The sequence below is a fragment of the Methylobacterium oryzihabitans genome (assembly GCF_004004555.2).
Taxonomy (GTDB): domain Bacteria; phylum Pseudomonadota; class Alphaproteobacteria; order Rhizobiales; family Beijerinckiaceae; genus Methylobacterium; species Methylobacterium oryzihabitans.
In genome coordinates this window covers 127,280-147,868 of the sequence record NZ_SACP01000014.1, presented here as the reverse complement: position 1 = coordinate 147,868, position 20,589 = coordinate 127,280, and the positions used below count along the sequence as shown (strand labels likewise).

Genomic DNA, 20,589 nt, shown 5'->3' with positions numbered 1-20,589 from the left:
TGGACGGCGCTCATGACGAGGACGATCCCGAGACGAGGGTGGGCAGGCAGCGGAAGCCGGCCATCGCGTTCAGGCCGAACGGGCTGTCGGCCGTCGTCGGCTGGAGCGAGAAGCTGGCGGTCCGGGCTCCGAGACGGACCGTGAAGCCGAAGCTGTTGCTGCCGGTGCGCCGCAGCGAGCGGCTGCCGAGGAAGCGGAACAGCGCCCACGGGCCGCCGACAGTGACGAAGGACGGCTCGCCCGGATCGTTGGCGCCGAAGCCGACCCGCACGCCGGGCGTCGTCCCGGGCCACTGCATCGGCACGCTCTGCTGGGGGCCGTACTGGTAGGTGAGGGACTGACCATCGACGTCGAGCGTCACCCGCATCGCGCCGGGATCGAGGTCGACGGGGGTGACCGCGAACGCGACCAGCGGCGCCGTCGCCCCGCCGGGGAAGAACACGCTGCGGATCCGGCTCGCCTGCTCGAACAGGCGCAGGGCCTGGGGCGTGACGTCCGGGCGGGCGCCCGCGTTGGCGAGCAGCTTCCACGGGCTCGTGCTGGTGTCGACGAACGGCTTGAGCTGGCGGGCGAAGAACTGGTCGAGCAGGCCGCCGGGGGCGAACATCCGGGTGAAGTCGGCCACCGCCACGTCGGTGGCCGAGCCGGCGAATGGGTAGCGGTTGGCGATCGCCGACTGGCAGAACGGCAGCACCTGCGCCTTCCAGGCGGCGTTGAGGTCGCTGCGCACGCTGGTGTTGGCGATGGCCGAGGTCCGGCGCACGACGGTCAGCACCGAATCGGAGACCGGCGGCGGCGCGCTCATCACGCTGAGCTGGAGCTGGTTCAGGGTCTGGGCGAAGCCCGGGGCCGCGGTCATCTCGGTGGCGAGCGCCGGCACCGCCCCGCCGGAGCTCGCCACCGGGCCGATCATCGACCGGAGCTGGTTGATCTGGGTCATCAGCCCGTCGAGGGCGCTCGGCGAGCCGGCGACGAAGCGGTGCAGCACCGCGAACTGGCCGGTGACCGCCCGGGCCGGCGCCGCGGTCTCGTCGGTGAGCGGGCTGACCTCCTGCTTGACCCCGCCGGGGGTCTGGGCCGCGCTCGCCGCCTGCGGCCCGGTGAGCGCGGTGTTCTGCGCCACCGCCTGCAGGAAGGCGGCGTAGGGCGAGGGCGGACCCGACAGGGTCTGGAGCACCCCGAACTCGGACGGGAAGGTCGAGAACGGCGCGATATCGATGTCGTTGAGCAGGCCCTCCCAGCGCGCGACGTACTCGGCGACGTAGAGGTCGACCATCTCCCGCCGCAGCGTCTCGATCAGGATCGGCGCCCGGCTGCGGTCGGCCTTCGGGTAGCGGACCCAGTCCTCGCGGATGACCCGCTTGGCGACGTGGCCGATCTTGGTCAGCACCGCCGGGAAGCCGGGGCGGGTGTAGAGGCCGGGGATCGTCTCGGCCAGCGGCTGGCCCGAGCGGCGCACCATGGCGTAGGAATCGAGCGGCCCGGTCACGGAGGCGAGCTGCCAGGGCGGCAGGGCGGTCATGTCGCCGGCCGCCTTGAGCAGCGCCATGCCGCGCAGGGCCGGCGACAGGGCGTTGAGCGCCGTGCGCGCCTGGGCGAGCAGGGGCTGGTTGAGCGCCACCGGGTCGAACCCGACCTTGAGCAGGTTGCGCGTCTGGGAGTCGAGATCGGGGCAGATCCGGCCGTTGGCGGCCGGGTAGAGCTGGCCGCAGAGCTGGTCGAGCCAGCCGGCCACGACGTCGTCCTCGATCGCGTGCTCGCCGCCGAGCATGACGTAGACCATCAGCGCGCCGTAGAGCTCGTTCGGGTCGCGCAGGCTGGCGCGGATCTGCGCCTCGATCATCTGGACGAGACGCGGCAGCAGGACCTGGCGCAGGGCCCGGACGTATTCGCCGTAGGCGGCGCGGGCGAGCCGGTCGTGCTGGGACAGCCCGCCCTGCTCGTCGAGGGGGACCGACCCGGACTGCGCGTCCCAGCCGGTCGGCAGCGCCTGGAGGCTCTTCATCGCCGCCAGCGTCACCGGCAGATCGACCGGCTGGTTGGCGCGGCCGCCCGTGTCGGCGGCGAGGGCGAGCTGCGAGCGGGCCTGGACCGCCTGGGCGCGCACGGTATCGATCAGGTGCGCGTTGCCGAGGAAGCTGACCGCCCACCACGCCACCATCGCCAGCGCCACCACGGCGGCGGCCCCGAGCAGGCCGGTGCGGGTGGCGAGCGCCGCCCGGCGCTCCTTCGCGTTGAGCCCGGCGAGCCCGGCCTCGGGCAGGATCACCTTCTCGAGCAGGTCGCGGATGAACATCCCGGGCTCGGGCATCGGCACCTCGGCCGGGGCGCCGGGCTCGAGCGGCGAGCGGGTCAGGGCGAGCCGGCCGGCATCGGGCCGCGCGCTCGTGAAGTAGACGCCGCGCAGGAGCAGCGGCTCCTCGAACTGGCTCGGCCGGAACACCTCGGCGGCGAAGTCGGTGAGCTTGGTCTTGAGGGCGGCGAACTCGGGCAGGAACATGAAGGCGTCGAAGCGCGCCGTCGCCTCGGCCTCGGCGTTGACCCGCTCCAGGGTGCGCGGGGTGTGCCAGTGGATCAGCTCGTCGAGGCCGCGGCTGACGAGGCCCGCCACCTCGTCGGGGTCGGCGCCGTCGCGCGAGCCGTCGAGGAGCGGCAGGGTGAAGCCGAGCACCCCATCGCGGGGGAAGGCCGCGGCGCCGCTGAAGAAGCTGCGGAAGCCCGGCAGCTCGTCGAGCTTCGTGAACACGACGTAGACCGGGAGCCGCACCCCGAGATGGGCCACCATCTCGGCGAGCTGCTGGCGGATGTCGCCGCCCATCGCCACCGCCTGCCCGTGGGCGGCGGCGCGGAATTCCGGCAGGCTCAGCGTCAGGATCACGCCGTTGGCCGGCTGCTGGCGGCGGACCCGCTTCAGCAGGCCGAGGAAGTGGCGCCAGATGCGCCGGTCGAGCTGGCTGCCCAGCGCGCCGGCGCTGTCGACGAACACCGCCCGGTCGGACAGCGACAGGGTGTAGGCGGGGCCGGCCGCCACCACCGAGCCGCGCCGGTCGGCCCCGCCGAAGCGCAGGCCCGACGCCTGGATCAGCGAGGTCTTGCCGGCGCCCGCCGGTCCGGCGACGAGGTACCACGGCAGAGCGTAGGCGTAGGAGCGGTCGCGCCAGCCGCCGCCGCGCATCTGGCGCAGCATCAGCATCAGCCGCTGCATCGCCCGGTCGAGCACCTGGCTCTGGCGGCCGTACTCGTCCGAGGACGGCGCCTCGGCGACCGCCGACGCGGGGGCGGGCCGGCGCAGCAGCAGCGCCAGCGCGGCGATGACCCCGAGCAGCAGGATCACCAGCGTCACGAACAGCCGCAGGGCCGGGTCCTGGAGCACCGGCTGGCCGGCGAGCGTCAGCTTCGGGCCGAGGAACCACGCCGCCGCCGCGAGGCCGAGGCTGAGCACGGCCACGACCAGCCACGGCCACAGGGAGGCGAAGGGTCTGAGGCGGCTCATGGCGTGGCTCGCGGCGCGGGACCGGCGGGCGCCGGGACGGCCTGGGCGGGGGCGGGGGGCGCCAGGGTGATCTCGACCCGGCGGTTGGCCTGCCGGCCCTGCGGCGTGGCGTTCGGTTCGAGCGGATCGGCCGAGCCGAGGCCGGTCGAGGAGACGCGGGCCGGATCCGTGAGGTCGGCGGCGATCAGGTCGGCCACGACCTTGGCGCGGGCCTTCGACAGGCTGACGTTGTCCGGGTAGGCGGGGGTGCGGATCGGCACGTTGTCGGTGTAGCCGACGACCTGCACGAGGCCGGGATTGGCCTGGAGCGCCCGGGCGACGGCCTGGAGCGTCTCGGGATAGGGCTCGCGCAGGGTGACCGAGCCGGAGGTGAACAGCTCGCGCGTCGTGGTGATGACCGTCGCGCCGTCGCGAGTCGTGACGGTCAGGAGCCCGGCCTGCTGCTGGGGAGCGAGCAGGCTGGCGATGCTCGGCGGCGGGGGCGGCGGCGGCGCGACCACCCGGGCGGGCGGCGGCGGCGGGGCGGGCGGCGGCGGGGCGGGGGCCGGCGGCGGGGTCCGGATCAGGGCCTGGACCTCGCCCACCGCGACCGTCGCGTTGCGGTGCAGGAGGGTGCTCAGCACGATGTAGATGCAGGCGGCGGCCAGCACCACGCCGAGCCCGGCGAGCCAGTACGGCATCAGGTCGCGGAACCGGCTGCGCTCGACGACGAGGCCGCGCCAGGCCGGCGACAGCTCGGCGGGCGGATCGCCGCGCAGTTCGCGCAGGAACAGGAACAATTCCTCGCGCACCCGCGCCAGTTCCGCCGCGCCCTGCGGCTCCAGGCGGTAGCGTCCCTCGAAGCCGAATTGCAGGCAATGGTAGTACAGCTCGATCTCCTGCGCGAAGGAGCGCGGCGTGCTCATCATGCGGCTGAGCAGGGCGTAGAACCGCTCCCCGCCCCAGGTCTCGCGGAAGAACATCGAGATCATGCTCTTGTGCGCCCACGGGCTGTCGCCGCCCCAGGAGGTCTTGAGCACGATGTCGTCGACGGTGGCGGCGAGCCCGTAGAGCAGGACCCGGATGTGGACCGGGGTCAGGCCGCGATGGGCCGCCTGGACCTCGTAGCTCTTGAGCGCCGAGACGAGATCCTGGTGCAGGGTCTCGACGTCCATCTGCGGTTCGTCCTGGATGCGGAACAGCCAGTCGAAGATCGGGGCCGCCAGGGCGAGTCCGACATTGTCGCCGTAGACGTCGAACACCGCCGGCAGGGCGCCGCTGTGCTCGGAGAGGGGGATCGCGGCCCGGGCGGTGTCGGGCCCGAGCCGGCGCGGCGCCTCGGCGAGGGGCACCGGGCGCGGCGGCGGCCGCAGCAGGCCCGGTCCCGCCTCCGGGAGGGGGGCGAAGCGCGGCGGAGCCTCGCCGGCGGCCGGCCTCGCCCGCGGCGGCGGAACGGCCTGACTCCCCGGCGAGAAGATCGTGGCGTCGTTGTCGGCCGCCGCGGTGCTTGAGGCCATCGTTCATCCCCTGGCCGGACAACACGAGCCGTCAACCGCTCGCCCAGGACGATGCCGGACGGCCGTACGACGCCGTGTCTCCACAGCCGAACCCTGCCGACGCCTCACGTGCGAGCCGTCCCGATAGTCAGGAAACAATTCTGAGAAAAGTCACGCGGCGTCTTGGTGCGCCGGGCAGCCTTGCCGTCTACTCCCGTCCCGCTTTTCGGAAAGTGTAGATGGCGCGCTGGTTCATGGCAATTCTCTATCACCCGAGCCTTGCCGAATCGTGATGACGCCGGGCCGGGCAGAGAGGCCGACTCCGGAGGGGAGCGGCACGCTCGTCCCTCCATTGGCCGAAACTGTCGCTCTTGCAGGGGCTTGCGGCGAGGGACGCTTCCTTAACCACGGCATCACATCGGTGCCGCCGGCTGGAACCGGTCCGGAGTCGCGCTCACGCGGCGGTCAGCGTCAGCAGGCGGGTGCGATAGGTGACGGTGGCGTTGTCGTGCAGCCGCACGGCCCAGGGCAGGTCGAGGGCGGGCGCGGCCGGCATCAGCGGCTTGGCGCCGGGAGCCTCGCGGGAGGTCCGGGCGACCATGGCCTCGAAGGCGTCCGGGCTGTCGAGCCAGGCGCTCGCCGGGGTGGCGTGGGAGGCCCAGTCGAGGGGCGTCGCGAGCGCGATGCCGGCGCCGGGTGCGGCAACCCGGCCGATCTCGGCGACGAGGCGCCCGGGGTCCGGCACGCAGTCGAGCACGTTGAACGCCGTGACGAGCCCGAACGTGTCGTCGGCGAAGGGCAGCGCCAGGGCGTCGGCGACCCAGAAATCGACCCGCCCGGCGCCCGGCGGCGCGAAGCGCGCCTCGCGGCGGTCGTAGCGGTTGCCGAGGCGCCGGAGCGGGTAGCGCACCAGACCGCGGTCGAGCACGCCGCGGCCGATGCGCAGCAGCGGCCAGTTCAGGTCGATGCCGAGCACCGGGCCGTCGCCCGCCGCCGCGAGGTCGAAGCTGGTGCGGCCGACCGCGCAGCCGATGTCGAGGACCGGCCCGGGCCGGGGGCCGAGCCGCCGCAGCGCCTCGTCCTGGCAGCGCCGCACCCCGCCGGGCGCCGATGCCGCGTCCTCTGCGAACAGGTCGCCGTAATGGTCGTGGGCGTAGCTCGATTGCTGCTGGCGGGCGATGGCGAAGGCCGAATCCGGCCCCATCGCTGCCGCGACCACCGCCTCGGCCGCAGCCGCATCGATGTCGCTCTCCAGCACCAGGGGGAGATGGGCCGACAGCCAGCCGGCGAGGTCGGGCACCAGCACCGGCACCCCAGCGAGGATCGGGACGCGGCCGCCGCAGGCGTCGCAGCCGAGCACGCCCGACCGGATGGCGTCGTCGGCGCCCTCCGCCCCCGGCTCCAGGGCGAGGAACGCCCGGCGGCACGCCGGACAAACCGGCCTCAGGGCCTCGAAATGCCGGCGCCGCATGTCAGCCGCCGATGATGACGGTGACGCAGCCCGGCGGCAGGACCTCGCCGGTCGGGCTCGGGATCGGGGCGACGCAGCTCGCGTGCAGGGTCTCGTCCCCGACCCGCGCGGCCGGCAGCTTGCCGATCAGCACCGTGGCCGAGCCCTTGGCGACCATGCCGGGCCCGGCCGGGATGCAACTCACCAGGACGCACGGCACGGTGGTGTCGGTGACCCGCGCCGCCGGCATCTTGCCGATCAGCACCGTCGGGCAGCCCTTGATGATCGCGAGCGGCATCGCCGGGTGCGGCACCGGCGTCGGCACCGGGGCGGCCGGGTGGATCGGCGCGTGGCAATGCGGCGCCGCTTGCAGCACGTTGTCCCCGATGCGGGCGGCGGGCGGCATGGCGTGCTCCGGGGGTCGCGGTCAGCCCACCTCGTAGACGAAGCCGCCGTCGGCGCCAACGCCGGCATGGATGCGCCGGATCGGATCGCCGCCGGCGAGGTGTTCGAGCACCCGGACCGACAGTTCCGGCAGCAGGGTGCGCGACAGGATGTTCTCGACGTTGCGCGCGCCCGAGGCGCTCTCGGTGCAGCGGCTGGCGATGGTCTCGACCAGCTCGGGGGCGTAGTCGAAGGCCGCCTGATGGGTGTCGGCGACGCGCCGGCGGATGCGCTCCAGTTGCAGCACGACGATCCGGCGCAGGGTCTCGTCGCTGAGCGGCAGGTACGGCACCAGGGTGACGCGGCCGAGGAACGCGTCCTTGAAGAACTTGCCGAGTTCCGGCCGCAGGGCATGCGCCAGGGCGGCCGGGTCCGGCATCGTGTCGGGGTCGGCGCACAGCTTGGTGATGAGGTCCGAGGCGGCGTTCGAGGTCATGATGACGACGGTGTTCTTGAAGTCGATGTCGCGGCCCTCGCCGTCCTTCATCTGCCCCTTGTCGAACACCTGGTAGAACACGTCCTGGACACCGGGATGCGCCTTCTCCATCTCGTCGAGGAGGATCACGCTGTAGGGCCGGCGCCGGACCGCCTCGGTGAGGATGCCGCCCTCGCCGTAGCCGACATAGCCGGGCGGGCTGCCCATCAGCAGGCTGACCTTATGCTCCTCCTTGAACTCGGTCATCGTGATGGTCGTGAGGTTCTGCTCGCCGCCGTAGAGCAGGTCGGCGAGCGTCAGGGCGGTCTCGGTCTTGCCGACGCCCGACGGGCCGACCATCAGGAACACGCCCAGCGGCTTGCGCGGGTCGGTCAGCCCGGCCCGCGAGGTGACGATCGCCTGCGCCACCGCGTCGATGGCGTGGTTCTGCCCGACGACGCGCTCGGTCATCGCCTCCCGCAGGGCGAGGACCGAGCGGATCTGGGTCGATTGCATGCGCCCGGTCGGAATGCCGGTCCAGTTCTGCACCACCTCGGCGATGGCCTGGGCGTCGACCAGGGGAAACACCAGCGGCGCCTCGCCCTGGAGCGCCTTCAGTTCCGCCGCGACGGCCGTGAACTCCGCCGCGCCCTCGGCCGGTGCATCGGCCTCGGCCGCCTCGATTCCCGCGCGCAGGGCGTCGAGGCGGGCGACGAGGCCCTTCTCCTGCTCCCAGCGCGCCGTCAGCGTGGCGAGCTCGTCCGAGAGCGCCGCGCGCTCGTCCGCGAGGGCGGCGAGGCGGGCGGCGCCGTCGCCGCCGGTGCGCGCCTCGCGGGCGAGCATCGCCGTCTCGGTCTCGATGGTCTCGACCCGGCGCTGGCGGTCCTCGATCGCGCCGGGCAGGGTGGTCTGGCTCACCGCGACGCGGGCGCAGGCGGTGTCGAGCAGCGAGACCGACTTGTCGGGGAGCTGGCGCGAAGGGATGAAGCGGGCGGCGAGCCGCACCGAGGCCACCACCGCCTCGTCGAGGATCCGCACCTTGTGGTAGCGCTCGAGCGTCCCGACGAGGCCGCGCATCATCGCGACCGCCGCGGGCTCGGACGGCTCCTCGATCTTGACCACCTGGAACCGGCGGGCGAGGGCCGCGTCGCGCTCGAAATACTTCTTGTACTCGGCCCAGGTGGTGGCCGCGATGGTGCGCAATTCGCCCCGGGCGAGGGCCGGCTTGAGCAGGTTGGCGGCGTCGCCCTGGCCGGCGGCGCCCCCGGCGCCGACGAGGGTGTGGGCCTCGTCGATGAACAGGACGATGGGCTTGGGCGACGCCTTCACGGCGTCGATCACCTCGCGCAGGCGGCGCTCGAACTCGCCCTTCATGCTCGCGCCGGCCTGGAGCAGGCCGAGATCGAGGGAGCGCAGGGTGACGTCCTTGAGCGCGGGCGGCACGTCGCCGGCGGCGATGCGCAGGGCGAAGCCCTCCGCCACCGCGGTCTTGCCGACCCCGGCCTCACCGGCGAGGATCGGATTGTTCTGCCGCCGGCGGATCAGGATGTCGATGCATTGCCGGATCTCGTCGTCGCGCCCGAGGATCGGGTCGATCTTGCCGGCGCGGGCCTGCTCGGTCAGGTCGACGGTGAACTGCTCCAGCGCGCCGCCCGCCTGCGCCGGGGCGGCCCCGTCCGGCCCCGGGGCAGGGGCCTGCGCCGCCGTCGCGGCCTCGTCGCTGCCCTCGGTGAGCGCGGAAAAGTCGCGCTTGAGCCCGTCGGCCGACAGGCGGCGGACCTCGCCCGAGAGGTCGCCCAGGCGCCGCGCCAGCCCCTCGTCGGCGAGCATCGCCCACAGCAGGTGGCCCGAGCGGATCGCGCCGGCGCCGGCATCGACCGAGGCGAGGAGCCAGGCCTGCTTCATCAGTTCCACGAGGTCCGGGGCGAAGCCCGGCGGCCGGGCGTTGCCGCTGCGCAGCCGGTCGAGGACGCGGTCGAGATCCGCCGTGAGGCGCCCGGCATCGATGTCGGCCCGGCCCAGCACGACGGCGACGTCCGAGCCCGGATGGCCGACGAGGCGCCGCAGCCAGTGCTCGACCTCGACGTTGTAATGGGTGCGCGTCAGCGCGAGCCCGGCCGCCGCCTCGAGTTCCCCCCGGCAGACGTCGTTCAGACGACGCACGAGCAGACGCAGATCAACCGACACCATCCGATGGATTCCCGTGACCTCGTGGCTGCCCCGGTTCGGGCGGAGACCCGCGTCCCGGCCGGAGCCCGGCGCGCCGTCACGCGGATCCCTGACTCAGGCAGGATCGCGGCAGTATAGACGACACTTGCCGGCGGGGCGGAAGAGGTCGTCCGGCGATTTGTCGAAATGGTTGAGCGTTTCGTACTTCGTCGGGCCCGTAGGGCCGGGAGCGCGGCAAACCGGCGCGCCGGATGCGCGACCCGGATGCCAGCCGGGCCTGCCTGTGCGATCCTGCGGCGGAGAGGTCGCGATGACAGCCACCGAGAAGCCCGGCTTCTGCACGCTCTGCCGGTCGCGCTGCGGGACGATCTCCGTCGTCGAGAACGACCGGCTGGTCTCCGTGCGCCCGAACCCCGCGCACCCGACCGGGCGGGCTCTGTGCCCGAAGGGGCGGGCCGCCCCCGAGATCGCCCATTCCGCCCGCCGCCTGACCACGCCCCTGCGGCGGACCGCACCCAAGGGCGCCGGGGATCCCGGCTTCGTGCCGGTCTCCTGGGACGAGGCGCTCGCCGAGATCGCCGACCGGCTCGGCCGCTACAAGGCCGAGACCGGGCCGGAATCGGTCGCGTTCGCGGTGACCTCGGGCGCGTCCTCGTCGATCTCCGACAGCGTCGAGTGGATCCAGCGCCTGATCCGCGGCTTCGGCAGCCCGAACACGGTCTACTCGACCGAGATCTGCAACTGGCACAAGGACTACGCCCACGCCTTCACGTTCGGCTGCGCGCTGCCGATGCCGGATTACCGCAACGCCGACCTGATCCTGCTGTGGGGCCACAACCCCGCCAACGTCTGGTTGTCCCAGGCCGAGGCGATCGGCGCGGCCCGGGCCCGCGGCGCGCGGCTCGCCGTGGTCGATCCCCGGCGCGCCGGCTCGGCCCGCGACGCGGATCTCTGGCTGCGCGTCCGCCCCGGCACCGATGCGGCGCTGGCCCTCGGCCTCGCCCGCCGGCTCATCGCCGACGCCGCCTACGACGCCGCGTTCGTGCGGCACCGGACCAACGCGGCCTTCCTGGTGCGCGACGACACCGGCCTGTTCCTGCGCCCCGGCGACCTCGGCGAGGAGGGCGACGGCTTCCTCGTCTGGGATCCCAGGGCGGGGCGGGCCGTCCCGGCGGCGACCGGGCTCGCGGAGGCGCTGCTGGACGGCCGCGTCACGGTCGCCGGCCGCGACGGCCCGATCGCCTGCCGCACCGCCTTCGCGCACTACCGGGCCGCCGCCGAGCCCTACGATCCGGCCACCGTGGCGGAGATCACCGGCATCCCCGCCGCCGAGGTCGAAGGCCTCGCCCGCGCGATCGCGACGGCCCGGTCGGTCTGCTACTACGGCTGGACCGGCATCGGGCAGCACACCAACGCGACGCAGACCGAGCGGGCGATCGCGACGCTCTACGCCCTCACCGGCCATTACGACGCGCCGGGCGGCAACGTCCGCATGCCGGCCCTGCCGGTGCCCGCCCTGCACGCGGTGACGATGATCCCGCCCGAGACGCGGGCCAGGGCGCTGGGCCTCGCCGAGCGCCCGATCGGCCCGCCGGCCGAGGGCTGGATCACCTCCACCGACTTCTACGACGCCGCCATCACCGGGCGGCCCTACCGGGTGCGGGCCCTCGTCGGCTTCGGCTCGAACCTCGTCGTCTCGCATCCGGCGGGCGAGCGCGGCCGCGCGGCGCTTCGGGCGCTCGACTTCCAGGTCCATTGCGACCTGTTCCTCAACCCGACGGCGGAATTGGCGGACATCGTCCTGCCGGTCTCCGGCCCGTGGGAGCACGAGGCGCTGCGGATCGGCTTCGACGTCTCCCCGGAGGCGCAGGAATGGGTCCAGCTGCGCCCGCAGATGATCCCGCGCCAGGGCGATGCCCGCTCCGACCTCTGGATCGTGTTCCAGCTCGCCCGTCGCCTCGGCCTCGGCGACCTGTTCTTCGACGGCGACGTCGAGCGGGGTTTCTCGCACCTGCTCGCCCCCCTCGGCCTCGATCTCGCGACCCTGCGGGCCCGTCCCGAGGGCGTGCGCGTGCCGTTGGCCCAGGGGCATCGCCCTACCGCCTTCGCCACGCAGACCGGCAAGGCCGAGCTCTATTCCGAACTGCTCCACCGCCACGGCTACCCGCCGGTGCCGCGCCACGTGCCGCCGGCCGACGCGCCGGACACGTCCTTCCCCCTGACCCTGTTTTCGGCGAATGCCGGCGAGTTCTGCCACAGCCAGCATCGCGGCATCACCGGGCTGCGCCGCCGCCGCGAGGAGCCGCGGGCGGAAATCCACCCGGCGCTCGCGCGCCGCAACGGCATCGCGGCGGGCGACTGGATGCTCGTGCGCACCCGCCACGGACGGATCCGCCTGCGCGCTGCGCTGAACGACGCGCTCGCCGACGACGTGGTCGCGGCCGAGTACGGCTGGTGGCAGGCCGCCCCGGATCTCGGCCTGCCGGGCTACCGGGAGGGGGAGGGGATCGGTTCGAACTTCAACGCGCTCATCGCCGAGCGCGAGCGCGACCCGGTGAGCGGGTCGCTCGCGCTGCGCTCCGCCGCCTGCGCCGTGGAGCGCCTCGGCGCCGACGGCTGGGACGGCTGGCGCTCCTTCGTCGTGACCGACCGCCGGGAGGAGGGACCGGACGTCGTTGCGCTCACCCTGCGTCCGGCGGACGGCGCGCCGCTGCCGGCCTTCCGGCCGGGCCAGTCGATCGGCCTGAGCCTGGGCGACGAGGTGCGCTCCTACTCGCTGATCGGCCCCGCCGCGCCGGCTCCCGACGCCTACCGGATCGCCGTGCGGACGATCGAGGGCGGCCGCGTCTCCGGTGCGGTTCGGCGGGAGCTGGTGCCCGGGGCGGTCGTCGTGCTCCAGGCGCCGCGGGGCCGCTTCGTCCTGCCGCTGCGCAACGAGTTTCCGGTGGTGCTGATCGCCGGCGGCATCGGCCTGACGCCGTTCCTGTCCTACCTCGAAACGCTGGCGGGCGGTCCCGGCGAGCCGGAGGTCACGCTGCATTACGGCTTCCGTGGCGACCATCCGCCGTTCCGGGACGCGCTGGAGCGCCTGCGCCGGCGCCTGCCGAACCTGACCGTGGTGACGCATCCGAGCCGGATCGGCCGGTTCCGCGTCGCGGATCTGGCGCCGGACCTCGTGGCGCGCCGCGCCCGGTTCTATCTCTGCGCCGGCGACGCGATGATGGCGGAGGTGACGGCCGGCCTGCGCGCCGCGGGCGTGCCGCCGTTCGAGATCTTCACCGAACGCTTCCGCTCGCCCCCGCCGCCGGCGACGGACGACCTCGCCCCCCGCCGCGTGGTCTTCGCCCGCTCGGGACGAACGCTGACGTGGCGGCCCGGCGCGAATCCCCCCGGCCTCCTCGCCGCCGCCGAGCGGGCCGGCCTCGACATCCCGAGCGGCTGCCGGGTCGGCCAGTGCGAGAGCTGCGCCGTCGCGGTGATGGCGGGGCGGGTCCGCCACCTCGTCGCCTGCGACGACCTCGGCGAGGGGCAGTGCCTCACCTGTCAGGCGGTCCCGCTGACCGACCTCGTCCTCGATGCGTGAGCCAGACGGCCAGGACTATCGGGAGCCAGTCCGAGGCGCCTCTCGATCGACTCCCGCCCCTTTCCGGGCCCGAACGGGCCTACACGACTGGAACGCAGTGGAAGGAGATCCGGGATCCAGCCCAGGGGGTCGCGAAGCGTCTGCATGAGGACTACGGTATCGACGCATCGAGCCGCTTCGCGGCACTCCTCATGCCGGATCCCGGGTCGCATTCCGCCGACGCCGCAAGCGCCCGGGAAAAGGGGCGCCGCGCGGTCGATCGTCTGCCGACCCACTCGAACGCGCCGCGAGACTCCCCGCCTAATACACCGCCGGCGACACCACCCACAGGAAGTCGACCGCCTCGTCGCCGACGCACCAGTAGCTGTGCGGCGTCGTCGCCTCGAAGGCGAAGGAATCGCCGGCGCGGATCGTGTGCACCACCCCGGCGAGATCGAGGGCCAGCGTGCCGGACAGGACCGTGCCGCATTTCGCCCCGGCCTCGTTGCGGGTGGCCTCGCCGGTGCCGCCGCCGGGCCGGATCACCATCCGCATCATCTGGATGCCCGAGACCGCGTCGGGCGACATCAGTTCCTTGCGCAGCCCCTTGGGGCCGAGATCCAGGGTGCGGCGGGCGCCGGCGCGCACCACCACGTCGTCGTGCTCCGAGGCCGGGACGTCGAACAGCCAGCCGACCGGCATGTCGAGCGCCGCGCAGATCTGGCGCAGCGAGCGCAGGGACGGCGCCGTCAGGCCGCGCTCGATCTGGCTGAGGAGTCCGACGGAGATCTCCGCCCGCTCCGCCACCTGCTGCAGCGAGAGCCCCTTGATCGTCCGGCGCTGGCGCAGCTTGCGGCCGGCGCCGTCGCTGCGGTCCATCGTGACCTCCGGGATCGCGTCGCGGTCGCCCGCCATCGTCATGCTCCTGACAGGCCGTGCCGAGAAGGAGACTCGGTGGCCCGGCTAAAAATTCCGACATTCTTTTTCAATGCCGTTGCAATCGTACCGGGGCCCTGCTTTCATGTCCACGAGGACGGAGATCGCAGCATGCGGGTCGGGATCGAAGTCGGGGGGACGTTCACGGACCTCGTCGCCGTGGACGGCACGCGGGTCGAGGTCGTGAAGGTGCCGAGCACGCCGGCCAGTCCGGACGAGGGGGCGTTCGCCTCGCTCGCCGCGGCGGGCATCGACCCGGCCGCCGTCACCGACCTCGTCCACGGCTCGACGGTCGCCACCAACGCGATCCTCGAGCGCAAGGGCGCGGCGGTGGCCTTCGTCACCACCCGGGGCTTCCGCGACATCCTGTTCTTCCAGCGCCACGGCCGGCGCAACATCTACGACCTGCGCTACGCCAAGCCCGCGCCGCCGCTGCGGCGCCGGGACTGCTTCGAGGTCACCGAGCGGCTCGACGCCGCCGGCGCCGTGGTGACGCCCCTCGACGAGGCGGCCGTGCTCGCCGACCTCGTCCCCGCCCTGGCGGCGGGCGGCTACGGGGCGGTGGCGATCTGCCTGCTCTCGGCCTACGCCGCGCCGGTCCACGAGGCGCGGCTGCGCGACCTCCTCGCCGAGCGGCTGCCCGGCACCCGGATCGCCTGCTCGCACGAGATCGCCCGGGAGTTCCGCGAGTTCGAGCGCGCCTCGACCACCGTGCTGTCGGCCTACGTCCAGCCGGTGATCGACGGCTATCTCGACCGCTTCGAGGCGACGCTCGCCGCGGCCGGGTTCAAGGGCGGCTTCAGCGTCATGCAGTCGAACGGCGGCCGGCTGCCCGCCGCCGCGATGCGCCGCAACTCGATCACCGCCCTGTTCAGCGGCCCGGCGGCCGGGGTGGTCGGGGCGATCCGGCAGGCGGGCCGCTCGGACCGGCGCAACCTCATCACCTTCGACATGGGCGGCACCTCGACCGACGTCTGCCTCGTCGTCGACGGCGAGCCCTCGGTCGCGCCCGAGACGGAGGTCGACGGCCTGCCGATCCGCACGCCGGTCCTCGACATCGCGACGGTGGGGGCCGGCGGCGGCTCCCTGGTGTGGATCGACGACGGCGGCATGCTGCGGGTCGGCCCGCGCAGCGCCGGGGCGGTGCCGGGTCCGGCCTGCTACGGCCGCGGCGGCACCGAGCCGACGGTGACCGACGCCCATCTGGTGCGCGGGACGATCCGCCCGGACGCCTTCCTGGGCGGCACGATGCGCCTCGACCCAGACGCTGCCCACCGCGCCTTCGAGCCGATCGCCGGCCGCCTCGGCCTGTCGGTGCGCGACGCCGCCGCGGCGGCGATCCGGCTGGCCGTCGCCAACATCGTGCGGGCGATCCAGCTCGTCTCGACCCAGCGCGGGCACGATCCGCGCCGCTACGCCCTGCTGCCCTTCGGCGGCGCCGGCCCGCTGCTGGCCGCCGAGATCGCCGAGGAACTCGGCATCACCGAGGTGCTGGTGCCGCCCAATCCCGGCGTCGTCTCCGCCCTCGGCCTGCTCTCGGCCGACTACGTCAAGGTCTCCGGCCTGACCCGCCGGATGCCGCTCTCGGCCGAGGCGCCGCCGGTGCTCGCCGACGAGTTCGCGCGCTTCCGTGCCGGCGCCGAGACCGAGTTCCGGGCGCTCGGGCTCGGCGGCGGCCTCGACTTCGACCTCACCGCCGACATGCGCTTCGTCGGGCAGGCGTTCGAGATCCCGGTCGCGGTCGATCCCTCCCGCCTGCCGGGCTTGCGCGCCGCCGACCTCGCGGCGGATTTCGACGCCGCCCACCGGCGCATCTACTTCCACGGCGGCGAGCCGGGGCGGCAGGTCGAGATCGTGGGCTTGCGCTTCGGCGTGCGCCGGCGCCTCGACGCCCTGCCGGAGAACCGCGAGCGCCCGTCCCGCGCCGCCACCCGCGACGCGATCACCGTCTGGACGCCCTCCGGCCCGGTCTCGGCCCGCCTCGTCGAGGCCGCGGCGATCCGGCCCGGCGCGCCCCTCGACGGCAGCGCCCTCGTCGAGGGCTACAGCTCGACCCTGTGGCTGCCGCCGGGCTGGCGCGTGGTCCGCGACGACGCCGGCAACCTCCTCATGACCCGGATCCCCGCATGAGCGCCTCGTCCCTCGATCCCGTCGACTACGCCGTCATCAGCCAGTCGATCGTCTCGGCCGCCCGCGAGATGGGCGCCAAGCTCGTGCGCTCGGCCTATTCCACCGTCCTGCGCGAGGCCCAGGACGGCTCGGCCGCCCTGCTCGACGCCGACGGCAACACCATCGCCCAGGCCGAGCTGATCCCGATGCAGCTCGGCACGATCGGCCACGTCATCCAGCCGGCGCTCGCCCTCTACCCGAAGGAGACCCTCGCCGAGGGCGACTTCTTCGTGATGAACGATCCCTATTCCGGCGGGCAGCACCTCCAGGACGTGTTCTTCTTCCACCCGATCTTCTTCGAGGGCGAGGTGCTGGGCTTCTCGGCCTCGGTCGCCCACCACCTCGACATCTCGGGCGGCGATCCCGGCCTCAACACCGCGGCGACCGACGTCTATTCCGAGGGGCTCATCATCCCGCCGGTGAAGCTCAACATGGCGCGCGACTGGAACGGTGGCGCCTTCCAGCGCATCCTGCGCGCCAACGTCCGGGTGCCGCACCAGACCATGGGCGACTTCGACGCCCAGATCGCCGCCAACGCGATCGGCGCGGCGCGGCTCACCGAACTCGCCGGGCGCTACGGCGTCGCGACCCTGCGGGCGGTGATGGCGGCCCTGCTCGACTATTCCGAGACCCGGATGCGGGCGGCGATCCGCACGGTGCCGGACGGCGTCTATCACGGCGAGGACGCGGTCGACGACGACGGCATCTCCGACGCGCCGCTGCCGGTGAAGGCCACCGTCACCGTCTCGGGCGACAGCATCGCCATCGACTTCGCCGGCACCGCCCCGCAGGTGCGGCGCAACCTCAACGTGCCGTTCGCCGCCACCGTCTCGGCCAGCCTGTCCTGCGTCAAGGGCGTGCTGACGAGCCCCGACATCCCGTTCAACGCCGGCTCGGCCCGCCCGGTCACCGTCACGGCGCCCAAGGGCAGCCTGCTCAACCCCCACCATCCGGCCCCGGTACGGGCCCGGATGGAGGCGAGCTTCCGGGCCTGGAACGCCGTGATGAAGGCGCTGGCGCAGGCGGTCCCCGAGAAGGTCATCGCCTGCGGCTTCGACACCACCACGGTCGGGGTGCTGTCCCGCCTCGGCGACCGCGGCTGGTCGGTCTATCTCGAGATCTTCGGCGGCGGCTACGGCGCGGCGGCGGAGTCGGACGGCTGCGACGCGGTCGATTCGCCCCTGTCGAACTGCACCAACACGCCGGTCGAGGCCCTGGACCAGGATTTTCCGTTCTTCCGGGTGGTGGAATACGCCCTGCGGCAGGACAGTTGCGGCGGGGGCGCCCAGCGCGGCGGGCTCGGCTTCCTGCGCCGCTACGAGATCCTTCAGGAGGGCGTGCGGCTCTCGCTCTACAGCGACCGCTTCCGGCGCGCGCCCGACGGGCTGTTCGGCGGTGGGCCGGGCACCACCGGCTTCTGCGAGGTGCGCCGCGACGGCGAGGTCATCGCCCTGCCGTCGAAGACCGCCCTCGACCTGCGGCCCGGCGACGTCGTGACGATCGCGGTCGGCGGCGGCGGCGGCTACGGCGACCCGGCCGCCCGCCCGTCCGAGCGGATCCGCCGGGACGAGGAGGACGGGATCATCTCGGCGGCCCGCGCCGCCGCCTGGACCTCGCTGCCCGCCGCGGCCGAGTAGGCCCCCATCGTACCGGCCGGGATCCTCCCGGCCGCGCCACCTCGTGAGGGCCGGATGACCGACGCGCCGCACCTCTTCGCCCCGCTCGCCCTGCGCGGCGTCACGCTCCCGAACCGGATCGTGATCTCGCCGATGCAGCAATACATGGCCGGCGACGACGGCGTGCCGACCGGGTTCCACCGCCAGCATTACGGCCGCCTCGCCCTCGGCGGCGCCGGCCTCCTCGTCACCGAGGCGCTGGCGGTCGTTCCCGAGGGCCGGGTGACGCGCCACGACCTCGGCGTCTGGTCGGACGACCACGTGCCGGCCCTGGCGGGGCTGGTCGAGGAGATCGCGCGCTCGGGCGCCGTGCCGGGCACCCAGCTCATCCATGCCGGCCGCAAGGGCAGCGTCTCGCGCCCCTGGGAGGGCTACGCGCCGCTCCACGACGGCGGCGGCGACCGGCCCTGGACGACGGTCGCGGCGAGCGCGGTCCCGGCCAATCCCGGCTGGCACGTCCCGGTGGCGCTCGACGCCGACGGGATCGCCCGCCTGCTGGAGCACTACGCGCAGGCCGCGCGCCGCGCCGCCGCCGCGGGGTTCCGGGTCCTCAACATCCACGCGGCGCACGGCTACCTGCTGCACTCGTTCCTGTCGCCGCTCGCCAACCGGCGCGACGATGCCTGGGGCGGGGATTTCGACGGCCGCATCCGCCTGCTGCTCCAGGTGGTCGAGGCGGTCCGCTCGCAATGGCCCGGCGACCGGCCGCTGATGGTGCGGCTGTCCTGCGTCGACGACCAGCCCGGCGGCTGGAGCCTCGACGAGTCGGTCGCCCTGGCGCGCCGGCTCGGCCCGGCCGGGGTCGACGTGGTCGATTGCTCCTCCGGCGGCCTCGGCGAGCGCACCACGACCCGGATGGTCCGGCGGCCCGAGGGCTATCAGGTTCCCTACGCCGAGCGGATCCGGGCCGAGACCGGGGTGCCGACCATGGCGGTCGGCCTCATCACCACCCCGGACTTCGCCGATGCCGCCGTGCGCGACGGGCGCGCCGACCTCGTCGCCATCGGGCGCGAGGCGCTGCACGATCCGCACTGGCCGCTGCGGGCGGCCCGCGCCCTCGGGGTGGACGACCGCTTCGAGCGCTGGCCGCCGTCCTGGGGCTGGTGGCTCGACAAGCGCGAGCGGGCGGCGCGTGCCGGCGTTCCGGCGGAATCGACGGGAGGGCAAGCGCGATGATGAACCGCAGACACATCCTGGCCGGTCTGGCCGCCGCACCGGTCTCGCTCGCCGCGCCCGGCCTGATCCGGCGCGCCAACGCGCAGAGCGTGCTGGACGTCGCCTCGGTCTATTCGCTGTCGGGCACCTTCGCCAATGTCGGCGCGGCGCTCAACGACGGCTCGAAATGGGCGTTCGAGCAGTACGGCACGGCCGGCGGCCACAAGCTGAACTACCTGCTGCTCGACGACCGCGGCGACGCCGCCGAGGCGGTGCGCAAGGTGCAGGACGCGATGACCCAGCGCAGCGTGCGCCACGTCATCGGCTGCACCAACTCGGCGATCGGGCTCGCGGTCCAGCGCGAGGTGTTCAACCGCAAGGGCGTCTACGTCAACGAGGCCGGCGCCGACGAGATCACCGGCAAGGACTGCAACAAGTCGAGCTTCCGCTGGCCGGTCGCCTCCTACAGCGCCGTCAACGCCACGGTGCGCCCGCTGATCGAGCAGTTCCCCAAGGCGAAGCGCTGGTACACCATCACCGGCCAGTACGTCTTCGGCGACAGCCTGCTCACCAACTGCAAGGAGATCTTCAAGGAGAAGGGCATCGAGCACGTCGGCAACAGCTACCACTCGCTGTCCGACCGCGAGTATTCCGGCTACATCGCCAACGCGCTGTCGGCCAATCCGGACGTGCTGGCGATCTGCAACTTCGGCAACCAGACCGTCGACGTAGTGCGCCAGGCGATCAGCTACGGCATGAAGCGCAACACCAAGATCTTGGCGGTGTGGTCGACCGGCCTCGACCAGTTCCAGGCGCTCGGCCCGGACAATTGCGACGGCGTCTATTTCGGCGCGAACTTCTGGCACGGGATCGACACCCCGGGCGGCCGGCGCGTGGCCGAGATCGTCAAGGCCAAGACCGGCGACGTGCCGAACTACCTCCACGCCTGCGGCTACGCCGTCGCCCAGGTGCTGATCGAGGGCATCAACAAGGCGAACTCGACCGACGTGCCGGCGATCATCCAGGCCCTGGAGGGGCTGAGCTACGAGGGGCCGACCGGCACCGAGACGATCCGGGCCGAGGACCATCAGGTCATCAAGGACTATTACCTGATGCGCGGCAAGGCGAAGAGCGCGATGAAGGACAAGAACGACCTCATCGACATCGTGGCCGCGACCAAGGCGTTCCTGCCGCCGGAGAAGACCGGCTGCCGGATGCCGGCGACGCTCTGAGTGGAACGCGCCTCTGCCGGTCCGTGCATGCGGACGGATCGTCGAGGAGATCCGTGACCGAACGGGATGAGGAGCACGGTGCATCGTTGACATCCTCCTCGCCCCGGTTGCGGCAGGGCTGTCCGGGGAAAAGAAGTGGAGCAACTCCCCTCTCCCGAGTGGGAGAGGGGCCGGGGGCGAGGGTGGCTGGGGTTCAGAATTACGCCTCAACGGCTAAGCTGCGCAGATCGACCCTGGACGCCACTTCCTGCACCGTCTCCACCCTCACCCCTACCCCTCTCCCACTCGGGAGAGGGGGTCCCGCGCTCGATTCTAAAAGGAAATCTCCCCGGACAGCGGTGAGCCCGCGGGGAGAGGAGAAGAGCCCCGCCCCTCGGGAAAAACGACGGCTCATCGACTGGCCGCCCCTCGCG

At 73.3% G+C, this 20,589-nt stretch carries 11 protein-coding genes; 5 read left to right on the top strand and 6 right to left on the bottom strand.

All coding sequences use genetic code 11. The annotated features are described in order from the left end of the window. Positions 1-10 precede the first annotated feature (10 nt). From tssM to tssH, 5 genes are all read right to left on the bottom strand, one after another. Complete coding sequence (gene tssM, locus EOE48_RS15815; protein WP_127730791.1) at positions 11-3,493, bottom strand: type VI secretion system membrane subunit TssM; 3,483 nt, start codon at positions 3,491-3,493, stop codon at positions 11-13. Then, positions 3,490-4,989 (bottom strand): type IVB secretion system protein IcmH/DotU, encoded by a 1,500-nt coding sequence (icmH, locus tag EOE48_RS15810; RefSeq protein ID WP_127730789.1) that lies wholly within the window; start codon positions 4,987-4,989, stop codon positions 3,490-3,492. Before icmH ends, tssM begins: the two co-directional genes overlap by 4 nt. 433 nt (positions 4,990-5,422) lie before the next feature. Continuing rightward, entirely contained in the window at positions 5,423-6,439 is a 1,017-nt protein-coding gene (locus EOE48_RS15805) for a methyltransferase domain-containing protein (protein WP_127730787.1), read from the bottom strand. Between the two features lies 1 nt (position 6,440). Continuing rightward, positions 6,441-6,824, bottom strand: a complete 384-nt coding sequence (locus tag EOE48_RS15800) for a PAAR domain-containing protein (RefSeq protein ID WP_127730785.1) — start codon at positions 6,822-6,824, stop codon at positions 6,441-6,443. A gap of 21 nt (positions 6,825-6,845) precedes the next feature. After that, the gene (tssH, locus tag EOE48_RS15795) at positions 6,846-9,467 is read right to left on the bottom strand and encodes a type VI secretion system ATPase TssH (protein ID WP_127730783.1); all 2,622 of its coding nucleotides are present in this window, start codon (positions 9,465-9,467) and stop codon (positions 6,846-6,848) included. 289 nt (positions 9,468-9,756) lie between these two features. On the opposite strand from tssH, the gene EOE48_RS15790 reads away from it, so the two are divergent. After that, positions 9,757-13,029, top strand: coding sequence for a molybdopterin-dependent oxidoreductase (locus tag EOE48_RS15790; protein ID WP_127730781.1), 3,273 nt, complete (start codon positions 9,757-9,759; stop codon positions 13,027-13,029). 300 nt (positions 13,030-13,329) lie between these two features. On the opposite strand, the gene EOE48_RS15785 is transcribed toward EOE48_RS15790, so the two are convergent. Next, positions 13,330-13,923 carry a helix-turn-helix domain-containing protein gene (locus tag EOE48_RS15785; RefSeq protein ID WP_127730779.1) on the bottom strand — a complete coding sequence of 198 codons (594 nt, stop codon included), beginning with the start codon at positions 13,921-13,923 and terminating at the stop codon, positions 13,330-13,332. A gap of 132 nt (positions 13,924-14,055) precedes the next feature. On the opposite strand from EOE48_RS15785, the gene EOE48_RS15780 reads away from it, so the two are divergent. The 4 genes from EOE48_RS15780 to EOE48_RS15765 are packed head-to-tail and all read left to right on the top strand — an operon-like array spanning position 14,056 to position 20,176. Continuing rightward, the gene (locus EOE48_RS15780; protein ID WP_127730777.1) at positions 14,056-16,074 is read left to right on the top strand and encodes a hydantoinase/oxoprolinase family protein; all 2,019 of its coding nucleotides are present in this window, start codon (positions 14,056-14,058) and stop codon (positions 16,072-16,074) included. Then, complete coding sequence (locus EOE48_RS15775; RefSeq protein WP_127730775.1) at positions 16,071-17,750, top strand: hydantoinase B/oxoprolinase family protein; 1,680 nt, start codon at positions 16,071-16,073, stop codon at positions 17,748-17,750. Before EOE48_RS15780 ends, EOE48_RS15775 begins: the two co-directional genes overlap by 4 nt. A gap of 54 nt (positions 17,751-17,804) precedes the next feature. Then, the gene (locus tag EOE48_RS15770; protein ID WP_127730773.1) at positions 17,805-18,965 is read left to right on the top strand and encodes an NADH:flavin oxidoreductase/NADH oxidase; all 1,161 of its coding nucleotides are present in this window, start codon (positions 17,805-17,807) and stop codon (positions 18,963-18,965) included. Next, a complete protein-coding gene (locus EOE48_RS15765; protein WP_210249575.1) occupies positions 18,962-20,176 on the top strand; it encodes an ABC transporter substrate-binding protein in 1,215 nt (404 codons plus the stop codon). Before EOE48_RS15770 ends, EOE48_RS15765 begins: the two co-directional genes overlap by 4 nt. Positions 20,177-20,589: the final 413 nt, after the last annotated feature.